Here is an 18,793-nt window from a genome sequence, read left to right on the forward strand (position 1 = left end):
TATCCTGTCACGCATCGGTGGGAGGCATGAAGGCTATAGCGCGTCGATGGCCACCGCAAGCGCCAGGTGAAGCACACAGATCACCGCGAAGATCATGGCCACCAGCGTGCCGTCCACCGCCCAGAAGGCTGCCGCGCCCAGGGAAAAGATTGCGGTTTTAAAGACCAGCAGCGGGCGACCTTTCAGGCGGTGGCCGCTTTTCGGGGCCCCCCAGCGGGCCCAGAGAACGATGACACAAGCCAAAAGGAAAAGGCCGGCGACAAGGCCGGCCCAACCTGGGATCATCGTGCTGCCGAGGCGGAAGACGGCCACGAGGACCGCGATTTCCACCCCGAGCGCCAGGACGGCATGGAGCAGGTAGGCCGCCCCGCCGCGGGTCACTTCAGGATCGACCGCCCGGCATATTCGGCGGCTTCGCCCAGCATTTCCTCGATACGGATCAGCTGGTTGTACTTGGCCAGCCGGTCAGAGCGCGCCAGCGAGCCGGTCTTGATCTGACCGCAATTGGTGGCGACGGCGAGGTCGGCGATGGTGGCATCCTCGGTTTCGCCGGACCGGTGCGACATCACGTTGGTATAGCGGGCCCGGTGGGCCATATCGACGGCGCGCAGCGTTTCGGTCAGGGACCCGATCTGGTTCACCTTGACCAGCATGGAGTTCGCAACGCCCTTCTCGATCCCCTCGGCCAGACGCGTGGGGTTGGTGACGAACAGATCGTCGCCCACCAGCTGCACCTTGTCGCCCAGCTTGTCGGTCAGCATCTTCCAACCGTCCCAATCGTCCTCGGAACAGCCATCCTCGATCGAGATGATCGGATAATCGGCGCAGAGCGCGGCCAGGTAGTCGACATTTTCCTGCGCGGTCAGGGACTTGCCTTCGCCCTTCATCTCGTATTTGCCGTTCTCGAAATACTCGGTCGCGGCACAATCGAGGGCAAGGTAGATATCCTCACCAGGCTTGTAGCCGGCCTTTTCGATGGCCTTGAGGATGAAATCCAGCGCGTCGCGGGTCGATCCCAGCTCGGGGGCGAAACCGCCCTCGTCGCCCAGCCCGGTGGACATGCCGGCGGAGGACAGCTCCTTCTTCAGCACGTGGAACACTTCCGACCCCATGCGGACCGCGTCGCGGATATTGTCCGCGGCGACCGGCATGATCATGAATTCCTGGATGTCGATCGGGTTGTCCGCATGTTCGCCGCCATTGATGATGTTCATCATCGGGACGGGCAGGGTGCGGGCCGAGGTGCCGCCGACATAGCGGTAGAGCGGCTGCATGGTGAAATCCGCGGCGGCCTTGGCGGCGGCCAGGGACACGCCCAGGATCGCGTTGGCGCCCAGCCGGCCCTTGTTGTCGGTGCCGTCCAGCTCGATCATCGCCATGTCGAGCCCGATCTGGTCGGTGGCGTCAAGTCCAAGCAATTCCTCGGCAATTTCGCCATTCACGGCGGCCACGGCCTCCAGCACGCCCTTGCCGGAATAGCGGGCCTTGTCGCCGTCGCGGCGCTCGACCGCTTCGTAGGCGCCGGTGGAGGCGCCGGAGGGGACGGCGGCGCGGCCCATGGAGCCGTCTTCGAGGGTCACGTCGACTTCGACGGTGGGGTTGCCGCGGCTGTCTAGGATTTCGCGGGCGTGGATGTCGATAATGGTGCTCATTGGGTCGGTTCCCTGGCCAAAATGCGTTTGACCGGCTTGTAAGCACCCGTCCGCGCAAAGAAAAGACCCGGGCGGAAGGTTTGCGCAAACAGGCGGCATCGCGGGCGGCAAAGCCCGAATTTGCGCCTGTTTATCAATACGTTCTGGCCAAGCAGAGCGGGATCGGCAATGGTGGTCGGGGGGACGTGCGGATGCTGGATGACGAGCGCGACCTGACGACCGAAACCAAGGTCAGGACAGAGCGGCCAAAGCTCTATAAGGTCATATTATTAAACGATGATTTCACGCCTCGGGAGTTCGTGACCAAGGTGCTTCAGGCGGTGTTCCGCATGGGCGAGAGCGAGGCGCTTGGCGTGATGATGACGGCGCATCGACGGGGCGCCTGCGTCGTGGCGGTCTTTACCCGCGAAGTCGCTGAAGAGAAAGCGAAAACCGCGACGGAGCTGGGCCGCCAGGCGGGGTTCCCGCTGACCTTCACCACCGAACGCGAGGAGTAGCGGAGGCCCCGGATCCGCGCCGGTTGTCGCCCCCGGCACGCCCCGCAGAAAGCCGGTTAACGTCCCGAACGGGACGTCGGTATCACGTCGGTATTGCGTCGGTATCCGGTCGGTGCAAAACGCCGACGCGCCAGAGCGGCCAGGGACGGATCGAGAGGGGGACGCAAGGACGGAGGCGCGTGGGCAGGCGACGGGGCCGGACAGCTGCGCGGCGCGGCTAATCGCTGTCGGCGTCGGGATCGGGCAGGGGGCGGCCATAAAGCTCCAGCCGGTGGCCCAGCAATTCGAAGCCCAGCTTGCGGGCGATCTTTTCCTGCAACGCCTCGATCTCGGGGTCGACGAATTCGATGACGCGGCCGTTTTCCATGTCGATCAGGTGATCGTGGTGATCGCGTTCCGCATCTTCATAGCGCGCGCGCCCGTCGCCGAAATCGACCTTTTCCAGGATACCGGCCTCTTCCAGCGTCTTGACGGTGCGATAGACCGTGGCGAGCGAGATCGCCGCATCCCGCCGCGCGGCCCGGGCATGGAGTTCTTCGACATCGGGATGATCGCGGGACATGTCGAGCACGGAGGCGATCACCCGCCGCTGAGACGTCAACCGAAGCCCCTTCGCCTCGCAGCGCTGCAGAATGGTGCCGGACTTGGTCATGCCTGCGGGCCTTCCATGGAGGGTCGATGGGGGGAGTGGATGGCAGATGTGGCGTGGGTTGGCAAGGTTTGGGGGGAGTTGGCCGGATTGGGCGGAGAGCGGTCATTCGCCGAAAAATGTCCTACGGCAGCTTGCGACATTTTGCGTAAATGGCAAAAATTTCCTAGGTTGGAAGGCGGTTGTTCGCCGCGTATGACATAAGCGTCCACCTAAATTCAGCTTGAGCTGAAAGTCAGTTATCCCATACGCTGTATTAAAATATGGGGGCAGTGAATGGCAAGTGGAAAAAAATCGAAGAACCATCATTGGTGGCCCGTTGGACTGCAAAGATACTGGGCAGATAGAGCCGGCGATGTTTCTTGGATCGAGCCGGATGGCGCGATCAAAAAAAAACGCTCCGATAACAGGAAAATTGGCTTCAAGAAACATGGCCACACCATCTTTCGCGGCTCCGATTGGGAAAGTAACTTTGAAGATGAATTTGATATTGATAACGAAGTGCACGAGATAATATCCACTCTTCAAGGAATGAAACCATTCGGTAGGACGCCCAAAGAATTTCTAACTCTCATAAAGATGCTCGGAAGGAAGGAACGGCCACTTCGTGATATTTGCAGGTTTTATCACCTGAACGACGAGATTCACCGAAACCTTCTATTGCTTATTTATTCTCTTCTGATTCGCAGCCCTGGGAATCGTTCCCGTTACGAGGGATATCCGAAGATGATGGGCCTCCCTCCCGATGAGGAAGTTGGCAAAGGCAATATGGCACAAAGATACCGGACCGCAAAAAAGCTCTGTCTAAACGGGCATATGTCGAACCAGTATTTTGTGCTGATGCACTCTCCTCTAAAGAAGTTTATTGTCGGGGATGGAGGTTTAGATTGGCTCACTGGTGGCTTAGTGGTCAATCGGATCCAGGGACGAACCCTAATTCCGTTGACCCCTAATTTGTGCGTTTATTTTTGTACGCCAATCTCAATGCGAAGAACCCCCAATTGCGCTTCGCTCAGCGTAGCTCCTTGGATGGTAGATTGGGTAAACGATATAACTCAAATATACTCGAAGGATAAGTTGTTCTTTCTTGGAAAGCCCCCAAAAATCAGTGATGCTTTTCGCCAAGATCAGTTCCTAGAGCACAAGGAAAAGACGGATCCACTCGTTGATATGCTGGATGAGATCGCCGGGATAAACAAAAATCGAAGCCAATTCTTTGGCTCATCTTTTTCCCGTTGACGGTCATGCATTTCAGGTGGCTAAACCGGCGGTCCAGCGTCACTTAGGGATGAAAGCCCTTTTGCACTACAAGTGAAGACCCGCTGCGTACCGTCCACGTCCTGACCAGTGTCAGCGATGGCCGTTTCAAGCTCATTCGTTAAAGGTGCAGCATCCGATATATCGGCTTAATAGCCCACACAGCGTCTTGCCCGATCCACCACAGAATCGGCCCGAAACCTCACCCCCAATCACTCCCACTCAATCGTCCCCGGCGGCTTCGACGTCACGTCGTAGGTCACGCGGTTGATGCCCTTGACCTCGTTGATGATCCTTGTGGCGGTCTCTCCGAGGAAGTCGTGGGAGAAGGGGTAGTAATCGGCGGTCATGCCATCGACCGAGGTCACGGCCCGCAGGGCGCAGGCGTAATCGTAGGTGCGCCCGTCCCCCATGACGCCGACGGTGCGGACGGGGAGGATGGCGACGAAGGCCTGCCAGATCTCGTCATAGAGCCCGTGCTTGCGGATCTGGTCGATATAGACGGCATCGGCCTTGCGCAGGATCTCGAGCTTGTCGCGGGTGATCTCTCCGGGGCAGCGGATGGCGAGGCCGGGGCCGGGGAAGGGATGGCGGCCGATGAAGCTGTCGGGCAGGCCGAGCTCCCGGCCCAGGGCGCGGACCTCGTCCTTGAAGAGCTCGCGCAGGGGTTCGACCAGCTTGAGGCCCATCTTTTCGGGCAGGCCGCCGACATTGTGGTGCGACTTGATCGTGACGGAGGGGCCGCCGGAGAAGGAGACGCTTTCGATCACGTCGGGGTAGAGCGTGCCCTGGGCGAGGAATTGCGCGCCCTCGATCTGGTCGGCGTATTTCTGGAAGACGTCGATGAAGAGGCGGCCGATGATCTTGCGCTTGGTCTCGGGGTCGGAGACGCCGTCAAGCTCGCCGAGGAAGAGCTCCTGCTCCTGGGCGTGGATGACCGAGAGGTTCATGTGGTCGCGGAACATGCCGACGACCTCTTCGGCCTCGTTCAGGCGCAGCAGGCCGTGATCGACGAAGACGCAGGTGAGGTTCTCGCCGATCGCCTCGTGGATGAGGGCGGCGGCGACGGAGCTGTCGACCCCGCCGGAAAGGGCGCAGATGACCTTGGCGTCGCCGACCTGGTCGCGGATGATCTGGACCATCTCTTCGCGGTAGGCGGCCATGGTCCAGTCGCCCGAGAAGCCGGCCATGCGGACGAAATTCTCGTAGAGCGTCTTGCCGTTGGGGGTGTGGTGCACCTCCGGGTGGAACTGGACGGCGTAGAAGCGGCGGTCGGTGTCGGCGGTGATGGCGAAGGGCGCGCCGGGGGAGGTGCCGAGGACCTGGAACCCGGGGGCGATTTCCGAGACGTGGTCGCCGTGGCTCATCCAGGCCTGTTCGCGGCCGGTGCCGTCGAGGAACCAGCCGGTGAGGAAATCGTCCTTGTGGTCGGTGGGCGTGACCCAGGCGCGGCCGAATTCTGCGGTGGCGTGTTCGCCCGCTTCGACGCGGCCGCCGAGGTCGTGCATCATCACCTGCTGGCCGTAACAGATGCCGAGGATCGGAACGCCGAGGTCGTAGACCGATTGCGGCGGGCGGGGCGAGCCCTCGCGCATCACCGAATCGGGACCGCCGGAGAAGATCACCGCCTTGGGCGCAAAATCGGCCAGGAAGGCGTCGGTGACGTTCTGGTAGGGGTGGATTTCACAATAGACGCTCAGCTCTCTCAGGCGGCGCGCAATCAGCTGCGTCACCTGGCTGCCGAAGTCGATGATGAGGAGGCGGTCGTGGGCTGTCTCGGTCATGGGGATGCTCTAGATCGGGCGCGTGTCCTTCGCAAGCGAATTGAGCGCGCGCGGCACAGTGACGGGCCGGGCTGCCGGTTCGGCGGGCTGTCGGGCAGGTGGCCGGGGGGCGATGCGACCCTATGCCGGGCTTGCGGCATCGGCCGGGCTGGGCGATGACATCCGAACAAGCCGGAGACGCCGATGACCCTTGATCCCCTACAGGACCGCCACAAGCCGCATGGTTTCGGCCAGCGCGTGCAGGATTTCGTCAAGCAGATCGTCTATGGCGGCAATGACGGGATCGTCACGACATTCGCCATCGTCGCGGGTTTTGCAGGCGCTCAGGCCGAGGGCGTGGCGCAGATCGGCGGGCTGGCGGTTCTGGTCTTCGGCCTGGCGAACCTGTTTGCCGATGCGGTGTCGATGGGGCTGGGAGAATTCCTGTCCGGCCGGGCGCAGAACGATCTTTACCGGTCGCGCCGCACGGCAGAGCTGCGCGTAATTGCCAGCGATCCGGCGGCGGAACAGGCGGCGCTGGCGCAGCTGATGGCGCAGCGCGGTCTGCCGCGGGACGAGGCCGGGCAGATGGCCAGGATCGTGGTGCGCCACCCTGAGGTGATGGCGGACATGATGATGCGCTATGAACACGGGCTGCAGGACCCGTCCGACGGCAGCCCGGCGATCGACGGGCTGGTCACATTCTGCAGTTTCGTGCTGTTCGGCTGCGTGCCGATCGCGCCCTATTTCCTGATGGAGGCCTCGGACAGGACATTCGTTCTGTCGGTGCTGGCCACTTTCGGCGCGTTGATGGCCCTTGGACTGCTGCGCTGGCGCGCGACGCATGAAGGGCTGGTCAGGTCCACCGGCGAAACGGTGCTGGTGGGCGCGGTCTGCGCCGGTGTGGCCTACCTGGTGGGATGGCTGGTCGGCGGTTAACCGATCAACCCGCCCCCGTCGTTCAACCCGTCGTAATGCTGGCGCAGGCGCTGCAACGCGATGCGCAGGACGATCTTGCCGGACCGGGCGGACCAGCCCAGCTTTTTCTCTGCCGTTTCAAGGCCCTGCATCCGGCAGCAGCATTCCAGCACGACGTCGCCCAGGCCCGGCCCGAGCGCGGCCAGCGCGGCGCTGACCCGTTCGCGGGCAGCGGCGGCTCCGCGCAACGGACGATCCCCCGTGCGACCGGGGCCGGAGGTCCCGGCGGTCAGGTAATCGTTCCAGTTGGTGGTAACCCGCGGTTCCATATGCGCCAATTCGAAATCGTCCTGGATGCGCTGTGCGGCGCGGACGAGATCGCCCGAGAGGAAGGGCGAGCCGTCTCGATCCCGGCGGCGCGACAGGGCCAGGACCGGCGTGTCGAGGATGCCGATCCTCTGGCGCTGCGCGTTGCGCTTTTCCTCTTTCGCGCGGCGGAAGGCGGCGGGGCCTTCCGCAAAGCCGAAGGCGCGGTTCTCGGCACTGGCGATCAGGTCTTTCAGCGCGTTGCGCCCCGACACTGTCAGCCGGTATTGCGACACCGCGCCGGGATTGGCGCAGCTGATCCACTGGTTCAGCGCCAGCGCGCGGGCGATCCGGCGTTCGACAACGCCCAGCCTGTGGGTCGTGCCGTCGGGCGTGTCCCGCACGATTACGGCGCGATCCATTTTCTGCGCGACGGCCAGGACAGCGCCCGGTTGAGCCAGTCGGCGCAGCACCGGCACGGCCTCTTTTTCCAGATCGGCGGGCATGGCCTGCGCCTCGTCCGGGGAAAAGCCCGGCATGTCGCGCCCAGATGTTTCGAATTCCGAAACAGTATCGCGCGTGCCGCATCGCCCCAGAACCGCCAGCGCCTCGTCCACCAGCAGATCGTCACGGGCGTTTTCGACCTGGCGGATCTGGCGCAAGATGGTGGAGGCGTGGCAGCCATCCTCCCGCGCCAGAGCGCGGATCGACAGACCCCCCTCCGTATGAGCAATATAACGGCGGACGGGCTCTGACACCCAATGTGGCAGCGCGTGTTTATGCTCCGTCAGCTCCTGTTTCATGGCAACACTCCTTTCATGTTCCCGAGCGGCGAAATGCCTTGTCGCACGTGTCGGAAACTGTACCCCAGCGAGCCTTGAGACTGACTCGTTAATAGTTTCCTAAAGGTTAACAATTAACCATGTTTAAGGAGTTTGTTTCCAATAGGTGAATGAATTCCGGGGGCACCGTTCTTCATAATCGGGCTTTGGGCAACGCAACCTTGGGCTGTGCCAACCTGCCTGCCATCCAGAGAATTGGAGGATGACATGCAGGATCTGATGGGCAAGCTGGGCGCGTTGCGCCGCCCGCAACTGATGGTGACAGCGGCGCAGAAGGGCGCGGACGGCTATGATCGCGAACGTGACCTGCCGGTGTTGCTGGGCCGGGTGCCGCGGTGCGGCCCGGCGATGATGGCGTTGCTGGAACAGGAAGAGGCGATGGAGGCCTGTCGGGTGAGCCGCATGCCGGGCTATGCGGCGGCGGATCATCTGATGGTGCTGATCGCCCTAATGGGCGAGGCGCGGGAATTGCGCCGTCTCCAGCTGGTCTGAGAGAGCCGCGCGCCCCTGGTCGGGGCGCGGGAAGGATCACATGAAGGCGTCGGGCATTTCCGCCTTGCGGTTGGCGACATAGCCGGCCAGCGCCTCGGCAATGCCGGGGTCGAGCTGCGGGGCCTGGTAGCTGTTGAGCAGCTTGGTCACCCGTTCGCTGGCGAGGATCTGCGAATTGCGCCCGCCTTCCTCGTCCCAGGTCTCATAGGGTTTGTAATCCAGCACCTCGGTCCGCCAGAAGGCCTGTTTGAAGTTCGCCTGGGTGTGGGCGCAGCCCAGGTAATGGCCACCCGGACCGACCTCGCGGATGGCGTCCATGGCCTGGGCGTTTTCGTCATAGGCGACGCCGGCGGCCATCTTGTGCAGGGTGCCCAGCTGGTCCGCGTCGAGCACGAATTTCTCGAACGAGGAGACCAGGCCGCCTTCGAGCCAGCCACAGGCGTGCAGCATGAAGTTGACGCCACCGAGCAGAGCGGCGTTCAACGTGTTGGCGGTTTCATAGGCGGCCTGGGCGTCGGGCAGCTTGGAGCCGCAGAGCGACCCGCCGGAGCGGAAGGGCAGACCCAGGCGGCGGGCCAGCTGGCCGGCGCCGTAGAGGATCTGCGAGGCTTCGGGGGTGCCGAAGGTGGGCGCGCCCGAGTTCATGTCGATCGAGGTCACGAAGGCGCCGAAGATCACCGGCGCGCCGGGGCGGACCAGCTGGGAATAGGCGATGCCGGCCAGCACCTCGGCCAGGACCTGGGTCAGGGTGCCGACGACCGACACGGGCGCCATGGCCCCACCCACGATGAAGGGCGAGATGATGCAGGCCTGGTTGTTGGCTGCGTAGACCTCGAGCGCGCCCATCATCACGTCGTCGAAGGTGAGCGGCGAGTTGATGTTGATGAGCGAGGTCATCACGGTGTTCTGCTGGACGAAATCCTCACCGAAGAGGATGCCGCACATGTCGACGCAATCCTGCGCGCGGGAGGGTTCGGTGACCGAGCCCATGAACGGCTTGTCGGTCAGGGTCATGTGGGCGCGCAGCATGTCGAAATGCCGCTTGTTCACCGGCAGGTCGGTGGGTTCGCAGACGGTGCCGCCGGAATGCTGGACCCATTTGGACATGTGGCCGAGCTTCACGAAATTGCGGAAATCCTCCATCGTGGCGTAGCGGCGGCCGCCGTCCAGATCGCGGACGAAGGGCGGGCCGTAGACCGGGGCCAGGACCAGGTTTTTTCCACCGATTTCAACGTTCTTCGCGGGGTTGCGCGCGTGCTGGGTGAAGGTGGACGGGGCCGTCGCGCAGAGCTTGCGGGCCAGGCCACGGGGGATGTGCACGCGTTCGCCCTGCACATCGGCACCGGCGTCGCGCCAGCGTTGCAGCGCGCCGGGGTTGTTGACGAAATTCACGCCGATCTCTTCGAGAACGGTTTCGGCGTTGGCCTCGATGATCTCGAGCGCCTCTTCGTTCAACAGCTCCATGTTGGGGATGTTGCGGGTGATGGTCGGGGCCGTGTCGATGGTCACGGCCGTCCGTTCCGCGCGTCGTGCCGCGCCGCCTCCGGATCTGCCGCGCCGTGTCCGTGCTGCCGCTTCGCTCATGTCACGCCCTCACAATTCTGGGCCCGGCGGGATGCCGGGGTTTCCCAGACCATATCCCGCGCATCCGGTCCGAGAGGCGCGGATTCCGGCGCTCGCGTGGAAAAAGCGACATTTGCCGTCCCGGCGGGCGGATCCACCCGGGGGGATGCCCATTGTCAGGGCAGATTGCCAAACAGACGCAAAACGATAAGGTCCGCTTATGTATGTGACCCTGCGCCAGCTGACCTATTTCCAGGCCCTCGCCAAGGAGGGCAATTTCGGCCGTGCCGCGTTGGCCTGCCGGGTCTCGCAGCCCGCGCTGTCGATGCAGATCAAGGAAATGGAGGCCGAGCTGGGCGCGGCACTTGTCGAACGCAAGGCGCGGCAGGTGGTGCTGACCCCGTTCGGGCGGCGCATCCTGGATCATGCCGATGCCGTCCTGGCCGAGATGCGGCGGATGGAGGAATCGGCCCGCTGGAAAGAGGGGCTGTCGGGCAAGCTGGCGCTCGGGGTGATTCCGACCATCGCGCCCTACCTGCTGCCCGGACTGCTGGCGCGATTGCGGGCGGGCGATATCGCGCTGGACGTGCAGGTGCAGGAGGGCAAGACCGCCCGGCTGCTGGACGATCTGCGCCAGGGCCGGCTGGATGCCGCGATCTTGGCGCTTCCGGCGGGCGGCGAGGGCGTGCTGGAACGGCCGCTGTTCCAGGACCGGTTCCTGCTGGCCGGATCGGAGGGGCGGATGGCCGCCCTTGGTGCCCGGGCGGAAACCCTGAGGCCGGACGAGATCGGCCCGAGCCAGTTGATGCTGCTGGAGGACGGTCATTGCCTGACCGACCAGGCGCTGGAGGTCTGCGGACGCGGGCAGGGCCATGCCCATGTGAATATGGGGGCATCGTCGCTGGCGACGCTGTCGCGGCTGGTCGCGGCGGGGTTCGGCCTGACGCTGCTGCCGGAGCTGGCCGTGGCCACGGAGGCGCGCGACCTGACTTTGCTGCGGTTCGCATCGCCCGAACCGTTCCGCGAGATCGGACTGGTGCGCCGTGCGACGTCGCCCGAGGGCGGGTGGTTCGATGCATTGGCCGAAATCATCACCCGCACCGGCGAAGATCTGGTTGCGGCAACCCGCCACGGGGCGGGGCAGAATGGCGCAGGGCATTGAATACCAACGGGATGCCATACCTTAGATACAAATGTATCTAATGCGGATGGCACCATGTTTGACGCGACTGCACTGGAATTGGCCCGGTTCCAATTCGCCTTTACCGTGGCCTTTCACATTATCTTTCCGGCCTTTTCGATTGGCCTTGCCTCTTATCTGGCGGTTCTGAACGGGCTGCATTTATGGACCGGGCGTGATGTTTTCATGCGCCTTTTCGATTACTGGAAGACGATCTTTGCCGTTGCTTTTGGCATGGGCGTCGTTTCGGGCATCGTGATGTCCTATCAATTCGGCACCAACTGGTCGGTCTTTTCCGACAAGACCGGCCCGATCCTGGGCCCGATGATGGGCTACGAGGTGCTGTCGGCGTTCTTCCTCGAGGCCGGGTTCCTGGGCGTGATGCTGTTCGGGCGGTCCCGCGTGGGACCCAGGCTGCATTTCTTTGCCACGCTGATGGTGGCCATCGGCACGCTGGGCTCGGCCTTCTGGATCCTGTCGGTGAATTCCTGGATGCAGACGCCCGCGGGCTACGCCATCAACGCGGCCGGGCAGTTCATCCCCGAGGATTGGTGGGCCATCGTCTTCAACCCGTCCTTCCCGTATCGCTTCGTTCACATGGTGCTGGCGGCCTACCTGACGACCGCGCTGGTCGTCGGCGGGGTCGGGGGCTGGCACCTGCTGCGCGACCGGTCGGCCGATGCGCCGCGCATGATGTTCGCCATGGCCATGGGCATGCTGGTCGTCACCGCGCCCCTGCAGATCGTCGCCGGCGACCTGCACGGGTTGAACACGCTGGAACATCAGCCCGCCAAGATCGCCGCGATGGAGGGCCATTACGAGGGCCATCCCGAAGGCCGGGCGCCGCTGATCCTGTTTGGCATTCCCGACGACGCGGCCGAAACGGTGCATTACGCGGTCGAGATCCCTTACCTGTCCTCGATCATCCTGACCCATGACCTGACCTCGCCGGTTCCCGGCCTGAAGGATTTCGCGCCCGAGGATCGCCCCTCGGCCGAGCTGGTCTTCTGGACCTTCCGCATCATGGTGGCGCTTGGCTTTGCCATGCTGGGCCTGGGGGCCTGGGGTGTCTGGTCGTGGTGGCGCGGGGCGCTGTTCAACCGGCGCGGGCTGCACCGGGCGGCCGTGGCCATGGGGCCGATGGGTTTCGTCGCGGTGCTGTGCGGCTGGATCACGACCGAGGTCGGGCGCCAGCCCTGGACGGTCTACGGGCTGTTGCGCACGGTGGATTCGGCCTCTCCGGTGGACGTGGAGGCAGTGACCGCGTCGCTGATCGGCTTCATCGTGGTCTATTTCGTGATCTTCGGGATCGGAACGCTCTACCTGCTGCTATTGATGCGCAGGCCACCGTCGGGCGGGGATCCCGACCCGGTAATGGGTCCGAACCGGACCGCCGGCCCCGTGGCCTATTCCGAAGGGACCCAATCTGGCGGAGGACATGCGTGATGGATATCGGCGTTGAACTTTCCTTCATCTGGGCCGGGCTGATCGCCTTCGCGGTGCTGGCCTATGTCATCCTGGACGGGTTCGACCTGGGCACGGGGATCCTGTTTCCCGTGCTGGGCGGCGACCGTCACCGAGCGCATGCGATGAACACGATCGCCCCGGTCTGGGACGGCAACGAGACCTGGCTGGTGCTGGGCGGCGGGGGCCTGTTCGCCGTCTTTCCGCTGGCCTATGCAGTGATCATGCCGGCGCTCTACCCGCCGGTGATCGTGATGCTGCTGGCGCTGATCTTCCGCGGCGTGGCGTTCGAGTTCCGCCATCGCACGCCCGAACACAAGATCCTCTGGGACATCTCTTTCTTCTTCGGATCGGTCACCGCGGCGCTGGCGCAGGGCGTGATCCTGGGCGCGCTGGTGCAGGGGATCGAGGTCGAGAACCGCGCCTATGCGGGCGGCTACTGGGACTGGCTGACGCCGTTTTCGCTGCTGACCGGGTTGGCGCTGGTCATGGGCTATGCGCTGCTGGGCGCGACCTGGCTGGTCATGAAGACCGAAGGCCCGCTGCGCGACACGGCGCGGCAGGCGGCCTGGATCGCGGGGGCGGCGACGCTGTTCCTGGTGGGGCTGGTGTCGATCCTGACCCCGATGCTGGACAATCTGTACCTGGACCGCTGGTTCGACCGCCCGAACGTCTATTTCACGCTGTGGGTGCCGGTGGCGATGCTGGGCACGACCGCACTGTTCGTGACGGGCATGCGGAGGCGCCATGACGTCTGGCCCTTCGTGTCGGCGCTGCTGCTGTTCGGGCTGTGTTTCGTGGGGCTGGGGATCAGCTTCTACCCCTACATGGTGCCGCACGCGATCACCATCGCCGCAGCCGCCGCGCCGGAGTCGTCGCTGTGGTTCCTGCTGGCCGGAGCGCTCGTTCTGATCCCGATGATCCTGGGCTACACGGCCTATGCCTACTGGGTGTTCCGCGGCAAGACCGACCCGGAGGAGGGGTACCACTGATGCGCGAACACTGGCGCCGTTGGCTATGGTTCGTCGCCCTATGGAGCGCCAGCGTCGCCGTGCTGGGCGTCGTGGCGCTGGCGATCCGGTCGGTTTTGTTGTGAGGGGGGAAGCTGACGCTTCTGAGTGGGTTTTCGAGCCTTCCTGAGTTGGTAATTGGGGTGGGAAGCTAAAGTTCGCAGGAGATGCGAAAGGTTTAGACTGAAGGCCCAAAGGCGGACACTTTCTGCCCGTTCGGTGTATGATCTCAAATGCTGGCAAACGCGAGTATGCGGATAGGCCGACCCGATCTAGCTAAAGTGTTTTGCTGTCCAACTGCCTCGTCGCGCGAGAGGTCGGCCGGGAGTACAAAGCAAAATGGCTGCGGGGGCCGTCAAAGTAGAGATCCAGAGATTCCGTGTAATTCGTCATTAGGGATATTAGCGGATCGGGTGTTATTATGGCGTACACGCTGATAAAAAGAGAGAGATTATGGCCCCTTCGAATAAAACAATAGATGATAGCGTGTATAAGATGACATCTTTCGAAGGAAAGATATCGGCAGCTGACTTCGAACAAGACATCGCATTTGTCGCCTATGCTGGAGACGATTGTCGCCTGATTGTTGGTCCTATACAGGTGTCTGGCGAGGCATATGTTGCACTGAGCAAATGCATGGGGCGCCCCGGTAGTCATGCTGGCTCCATCACCCTGACAGGCGAGAGCGCCGATGGCAGCAAGTTCTCATCTCCGCATATGGAAATTCGCGGATTACAATCCGGTAGCGAAGGTCACGAAATTCGGCTTGGAACGGGAGAAGCGTCGATCACTGTTCCTCGAAAAGTCACCTCAAAAGAGCCGACAGTTGCGCTGAAACTGGCGCTCCGGGGATTTAAGAGCTTTCGCCCCAGCCCGGTACAGGCGCAGCTTGGCAGGGTTGTTGTCCAAGGCGCCAACAAGGTAATGTCCTCTGACGATGTGAGCGGCGCGATCTTCGTCGAATTTAGTGGTGAGCGACCAAGTGATAGTTGGTATCATGACGCCGAAGCACTTGCAGAGTTTGTCTGGAAGGGGCTGCAGTTTGGCCACGGAGGGCGGCTACAAATCGCATTGTTGGAGGTCTATCGTCCGGAGGATGTGATTGCGACATTCTACAACGGAGGTGGCCGTCCCGCGCACCTTCCCGCAATCCATTTCCTAGATCAATCGGAGTTCGTTGCTGCTTTGGTAGCGCGCTTCGAATGCGAAGACACGTTCCCTGATGCTGTCTGGCAAGCTGTGGGCTGGCTCAACAACGACTCGTCCATCGACGAGGTTCGTTACCTGACCCTCATGACCGCGATCGAAACGATCTTACACAGCCTCGTCCCGGACGCGTCGTCAACTCTGCTTCGAAAGACCAAATTCAAGCCCATCCGAGATGCACTGATTCAAGCCTTGGCCACATTTGGGCTGAACCACGACGAAAGAGATGTACTCGTAAGCAATATCAAGCAAATCAACCGAGCGCCCTTGTCCCAAAAAATCAACGCGGTTATCGAAAAGTACGGCCTCCCGTCCGACGTGTTCAATCAAAGTCTAATCAGACGGCTTAATAAACAGCGCGTCTCGATTGTACACCAAGGGAAATCCTTGGATGACGATAATCTTTGGGAATGCATGCTCTACGCTCGCGAGATGATTGCACTAATCGTCTTTTCGGAGTTGCGTTACAAAGGACGCTATCAGAGTTATGCCGAAGGTCATGAGCAACGGACATTGGCGTGAGTAAAATCGTCTTTCCTTTGAGGCAAACTTCCAAGAGGAGATCTTGATTGCTAGCCGATCTTCCAGCCCTTACGTTCAAGGCCAATAGCCACTCCAAGTTGTACGAATGGCAGCAATGTGAAAACTTCGTCGCAGCGCGGATCTAGCAGGTCAAGTTCGGCCATAGCCCAAAATCCGGCGATAACACCACTGAGATACCTTGCTCCCCAAAGGCACCGCCCTAATCTCCACCTCCATGAAAATGCGCAAAAAGTCTGACCTGCCGACCAAGGTCTGCCCGGTCTGCGGGCGCCCGTTCGCTTGGCGCAAGAAGTGGGCTCGGGATTGGGAGCAGGTCGTTTACTGCTCGGATCGCTGCCGGCGGTCGGCCAAGTGATGGCAGTGGTGGGGCGAAACTGCGTGGGTCTTTGGTCAGGCTGAGGTGCAGGTCGCAGGGGTTCGGAACGTCCGCTCTTCACGACATATCCCTGCCTACCGATCCCCGGCCGGGATCACGGTGGGAGCACCAACAAAAAAGGGGCCGTTGCCGGCCCCTTTGTCGTCACTCTGAACCGAACCCTCAAGCTGCGGCGCCCTTGGCGGCTTCGGTGAGGTAGGTCAGCAGGTTTTCCGGGCTCGACTCGCCGTAGGGGTCTTCGCCGTGGTTGTCGCAGATGCCGGGCTCTTCGAACCAGGCTTCGACGACGCCGTCATTGATGATCGCCGCGTAGCGCCAGGAGCGCAGGCCGAAGCCGAGGTTGTCCTTGCGCACCAGCATGCCGACGCGGCGGGTGAATTCGCCGGAGCCGTCGGGGATCACCTTCACGTTCTGGATGCCCTGGGCCTTGGCCCACTGGTTCATGACGAAGCTGTCATTGACGGACATGCAGTAGATCTCGTCGATGCCGTGCTCCTGGAAGGTGGCGAAATTGTCCTCGAAGCCGGGCAGCTGGTAGGTAGAGCAGGTCGGCGTGAAGGCGCCGGGCAGGGAGAACAGCACGACCCGCTTGCCGGCGAAGTAATCGGCGGTGGTCTTGTCCTCCCAGCGGAAGGGGTTGGAGCCGCCAATGCTTTCGTCGCGGATACGGGTGCGGAAGGTGACGTCGGGAAGTTTCTGGCCGGCTTGCATCGGGCTCTCCTGTCTCGGGATGGGGTAGAATGTTGCGCGAGGGGTTAGAGCGATTCCAAGGCGGGCCTCAAGTCGAATTCTGCGCTGCGGCAGGAACTTTCATATCCTTGTCATGGGTTTGACCGGGAATCGCGCAGCCGCAGCAAAAGGGCTTGCAGACAAGTCATGGCAGGCTTGCGTGCCGAGGCGTCACTGGCCAAGTGCCGCCTGCAGGTATATGTTGTCGGAAAGGCCCGCCGAGGAGGGCAGGCCTGCACCGGCCCAGTTCAAGGCAAGACCCCATGCGTGATCTCAAGATCCCCGAACAGCGCCACCCCGAAAAGGCGCGCCGCCCCGACAACCCGCAGCCGAAGAAACCGGATTGGATCCGGGTCAAGGCGCCGACCTCGAAGGGCTATTTCGAAACCCACAAGATCATGCGCGAGCACAAGCTGGTCACGGTCTGCGAGGAAGCGGGATGCCCCAATGCGGGCGAATGCTGGTCCCAGGGCCATGCGACGATGATGATCATGGGCGAGGTCTGCACCCGGGCCTGTTCGTTCTGCAACATCGCCACCGGCAAGCCGCCCGAGGACCTGGACGTTTTCGAACCTGGCCGCGTCGCGGATGCGGTGCAGAAGCTGGGCCTGAACCACGTCGTCATCACCTCGGTCGACCGGGATGATATCGAGGATGGCGGGGCCGAGCATTTCGCCCAGACGATCCGCGCGATCCGTCACCGGTCGCCGGGCACCACGATCGAGATCCTGACGCCGGATTTCATCCGCTCGAAGCCCGGCTCGCTGGAAGTGGTCGTCGAGGCCAAGCCGGACGTCTTCAACCACAACCTGGAAACCGTGCCGGGGCTTTACCCCGAGGTGCGGCCGGGCGCGCGGTATTTCCATTCGCTGCGACTGTTGCAGCGCGTAAAAGAGCTGGACCCGACGATGTTCACCAAGTCGGGTATCATGGTGGGCCTGGGCGAGAACCGTCAGCAGGTGGTTCAGGTGATGGAGGATATGCGCGCCGCGGATATCGATTTCCTGACCATTGGCCAGTACCTGCAGCCGACGCCCAAGCACCATGCCGTGGACCGCTTCGTCACGCCCGAGGAATTCGCCGCCTACGAGAAGACGGCCTATAACAAGGGCTTCCTGATGGTCTCGGCAACGCCGCTGACGCGGTCGTCATACCATGCCGGCGACGACTTTGCCCGGCTGCGGGAGAACCGGCTGAAGCGGCTGGGGCAGGCCTGATCCTGATCCCTACGCGCCTGCGGATCACCCGCTGAGCAATTGATGCACGATGGCGCGCTGCGCGGGCGGCGTGTGGCTGATCACCGACATGGTGGCGAAGAGCGCGGTCTTGGCCGCGCCCTTGCTTTGCAGCATGCGGCGGCCGCGTTCGCTGATCTGGATGACATGCTCACCCTCGGCATAGCGCGCCTCGTCATAGCCCTGGGTGGTGCCGTCCATGATCCGGCGGGCCAGGTCGGCGGCATCGGCGATGCCAAGGTTCATGCCACGCCCGCCGACAGGGGAATGCACATGCGCCGCATCGCCCGCCAGGAAGACGGACCCCTTGCGATATTGTTCGGCCTGGCGGACCTGGATGGTGAAGCTGCCGGTGCGGTGAACCTCGTCGACCTGCATCTTCACGGGCAACGCCTTGAGCGCGTCGTCGGCATCGGCGATCACGCGGTAGCGGTCGGGGGCCATGGGCACGACGACGCAAACATGGCCCTGGGGCAGCAGGTAGCCGGAAAAGCGCGTCTTGTGCGGCCAGCTGGCGGAGTGCACGTCGGCAATGGACCAGCGGCCGGGCAAGTCATGGCCCAGGAAATGTATGCCCAGCGTCGTGCGGACGCGGCTATGGGCGCCATCGGCGCCGATCAGGTATTTCGACGAGACCTCGATATGGCGGCCGAAACAGGCGGTGACGCGGTCGGATTCGATATGCAGGTTGGTCAGTTCGCGGTTGTATTCGACCTGCACGCCGTAGCGGGCGAGGGCGTCGATCAGATGTGCCTCTGTCCGGTCCTGCGGCAGGCCATGGAGCGAGGAGCGCGCATCGAAGTTCAGGGGCAGGGACAGCACGGGGTGGTCGCCCCTGTGCATGGTCAGCCCTTCGAAGCGGATCGCCTCGGCCTCGATCGCGGGACCGGCGCCGCAGGGGGTCAGCAGCTCGATGGAGCCGGGCGTGATGCCGACGGCGCGGGACAGGTTCGAGGCCCCGTCACGTTTTTCGAAAATCCGTACCTTTGCGCCCAGGCGGGCCAGTTCCACCGCGGCGGTCAGACCCGTAGGTCCGGCGCCGATCACCGTAACAGTCGTCATGCGTGAGCCGAGTCGTTCAAGTTCCCGTCATGAGCGTAGCACTTTTCGG

At 62.7% G+C, this 18,793-nt stretch carries 19 protein-coding genes; 11 read left to right on the forward strand and 8 right to left on the reverse strand.

The genetic code is table 11. The features are described from left to right. Positions 1-33: 33 nt before the first annotated feature. Both ATO9_RS18125 and eno read right to left on the reverse strand, forming a co-directional pair. Positions 34-381, reverse strand: coding sequence for a YrdB family protein (locus ATO9_RS18125; RefSeq protein WP_043752735.1), 348 nt, complete (start codon positions 379-381; stop codon positions 34-36). Further along, a complete protein-coding gene (gene eno, locus ATO9_RS18130) occupies positions 378-1,652 on the reverse strand; it encodes a phosphopyruvate hydratase (protein ID WP_043752737.1) in 1,275 nt (424 codons plus the stop codon). Before eno ends, ATO9_RS18125 begins: the two co-directional genes overlap by 4 nt. An 80-nt stretch (positions 1,653-1,732) precedes the next feature. On the opposite strand from eno, the gene ATO9_RS18135 reads away from it, so the two are divergent. Then, positions 1,733-2,149, forward strand: a complete 417-nt coding sequence (locus tag ATO9_RS18135) for an ATP-dependent Clp protease adaptor ClpS (protein ID WP_238318803.1) — start codon at positions 1,733-1,735, stop codon at positions 2,147-2,149. Positions 2,150-2,366: 217 nt separating this feature from the next. On the opposite strand, the gene ATO9_RS18140 is transcribed toward ATO9_RS18135, so the two are convergent. Continuing rightward, complete coding sequence (locus ATO9_RS18140) at positions 2,367-2,801, reverse strand: Fur family transcriptional regulator (protein ID WP_043752739.1); 435 nt, start codon at positions 2,799-2,801, stop codon at positions 2,367-2,369. Positions 2,802-3,074: 273 nt separating this feature from the next. Between ATO9_RS18140 and ATO9_RS24370 the strand changes: the two genes are divergently transcribed. Further along, on the forward strand, positions 3,075-4,037 hold the full coding sequence (locus ATO9_RS24370) for a hypothetical protein (RefSeq protein ID WP_156127906.1): 963 nt from the start codon (positions 3,075-3,077) through the stop codon (positions 4,035-4,037). Positions 4,038-4,267: 230 nt separating this feature from the next. Here the strand turns inward: ATO9_RS24370 and guaA are convergent, their stop codons facing one another. Continuing rightward, entirely contained in the window at positions 4,268-5,839 is a 1,572-nt protein-coding gene (guaA, locus tag ATO9_RS18145; protein ID WP_043752741.1) for a glutamine-hydrolyzing GMP synthase, read from the reverse strand. Between the two features lie 183 nt (positions 5,840-6,022). Between guaA and ATO9_RS18150 the strand changes: the two genes are divergently transcribed. Beyond that, positions 6,023-6,757 (forward strand): VIT1/CCC1 transporter family protein, encoded by a 735-nt coding sequence (locus ATO9_RS18150; protein ID WP_043752742.1) that lies wholly within the window; start codon positions 6,023-6,025, stop codon positions 6,755-6,757. Here the strand turns inward: ATO9_RS18150 and ATO9_RS18155 are convergent. Then, on the reverse strand, positions 6,754-7,845 hold the full coding sequence (locus ATO9_RS18155; RefSeq protein WP_043752745.1) for a DUF6456 domain-containing protein: 1,092 nt from the start codon (positions 7,843-7,845) through the stop codon (positions 6,754-6,756). The genes ATO9_RS18150 and ATO9_RS18155 overlap by 4 nt on opposite strands. Before the next feature lie 246 nt (positions 7,846-8,091). Here ATO9_RS18155 and ATO9_RS18160 point away from each other — a divergent pair, with 246 nt between their 5' ends. After that, the gene (locus ATO9_RS18160) at positions 8,092-8,376 is read left to right on the forward strand and encodes a DUF6477 family protein (RefSeq protein ID WP_043752747.1); all 285 of its coding nucleotides are present in this window, start codon (positions 8,092-8,094) and stop codon (positions 8,374-8,376) included. Between the two features lie 36 nt (positions 8,377-8,412). Here the strand turns inward: ATO9_RS18160 and ATO9_RS18165 are convergent, their stop codons facing one another. Continuing rightward, on the reverse strand, positions 8,413-9,960 hold the full coding sequence (locus ATO9_RS18165; protein WP_043752750.1) for a trimethylamine methyltransferase family protein: 1,548 nt from the start codon (positions 9,958-9,960) through the stop codon (positions 8,413-8,415). 199 nt (positions 9,961-10,159) lie between these two features. Between ATO9_RS18165 and ATO9_RS18170 the strand changes: the two genes are divergently transcribed. The 6 genes from ATO9_RS18170 (at position 10,160) to ATO9_RS23960 (ending at position 15,697) form a co-directional block, all read left to right on the forward strand. Further along, the gene (locus ATO9_RS18170; RefSeq protein WP_043752752.1) at positions 10,160-11,101 is read left to right on the forward strand and encodes a hydrogen peroxide-inducible genes activator; all 942 of its coding nucleotides are present in this window, start codon (positions 10,160-10,162) and stop codon (positions 11,099-11,101) included. A 54-nt stretch (positions 11,102-11,155) separates the two neighbouring features. After that, complete coding sequence (locus ATO9_RS18175) at positions 11,156-12,565, forward strand: cytochrome ubiquinol oxidase subunit I (RefSeq protein WP_043752755.1); 1,410 nt, start codon at positions 11,156-11,158, stop codon at positions 12,563-12,565. After that, complete coding sequence (gene cydB / locus ATO9_RS18180; protein WP_043752758.1) at positions 12,565-13,575, forward strand: cytochrome d ubiquinol oxidase subunit II; 1,011 nt, start codon at positions 12,565-12,567, stop codon at positions 13,573-13,575. The genes ATO9_RS18175 and cydB overlap by 1 nt, the downstream gene beginning before the upstream one ends. After that, complete coding sequence (locus ATO9_RS24375; protein ID WP_156127907.1) at positions 13,575-13,679, forward strand: DUF2474 family protein; 105 nt, start codon at positions 13,575-13,577, stop codon at positions 13,677-13,679. The genes cydB and ATO9_RS24375 overlap by 1 nt, the downstream gene beginning before the upstream one ends. Positions 13,680-14,046: 367 nt before the next feature. After that, positions 14,047-15,321, forward strand: a complete 1,275-nt coding sequence (locus ATO9_RS18185; RefSeq protein ID WP_043752761.1) for a hypothetical protein — start codon at positions 14,047-14,049, stop codon at positions 15,319-15,321. A gap of 241 nt (positions 15,322-15,562) precedes the next feature. Continuing rightward, positions 15,563-15,697 carry a DUF2256 domain-containing protein gene (locus ATO9_RS23960; RefSeq protein ID WP_081979658.1) on the forward strand — a complete coding sequence of 45 codons (135 nt, stop codon included), beginning with the start codon at positions 15,563-15,565 and terminating at the stop codon, positions 15,695-15,697. A 183-nt stretch (positions 15,698-15,880) separates the two neighbouring features. Here the strand turns inward: ATO9_RS23960 and ATO9_RS18190 are convergent, their stop codons facing one another. Further along, complete coding sequence (locus ATO9_RS18190; RefSeq protein WP_043752765.1) at positions 15,881-16,429, reverse strand: peroxiredoxin; 549 nt, start codon at positions 16,427-16,429, stop codon at positions 15,881-15,883. A gap of 281 nt (positions 16,430-16,710) precedes the next feature. On the opposite strand from ATO9_RS18190, the gene lipA reads away from it, so the two are divergent. Then, complete coding sequence (lipA, locus tag ATO9_RS18195) at positions 16,711-17,664, forward strand: lipoyl synthase (RefSeq protein ID WP_043752767.1); 954 nt, start codon at positions 16,711-16,713, stop codon at positions 17,662-17,664. A gap of 24 nt (positions 17,665-17,688) precedes the next feature. Here lipA and ATO9_RS18200 read toward each other — a convergent pair whose 3' ends face one another. Next, a complete protein-coding gene (locus ATO9_RS18200) occupies positions 17,689-18,744 on the reverse strand; it encodes an FAD-dependent oxidoreductase (RefSeq protein WP_081979655.1) in 1,056 nt (351 codons plus the stop codon). Positions 18,745-18,793: the final 49 nt, after the last annotated feature.

Source organism: Pseudooceanicola atlanticus, assembly GCF_000768315.1.
Classification (GTDB): domain Bacteria; phylum Pseudomonadota; class Alphaproteobacteria; order Rhodobacterales; family Rhodobacteraceae; genus Pseudooceanicola; species Pseudooceanicola atlanticus.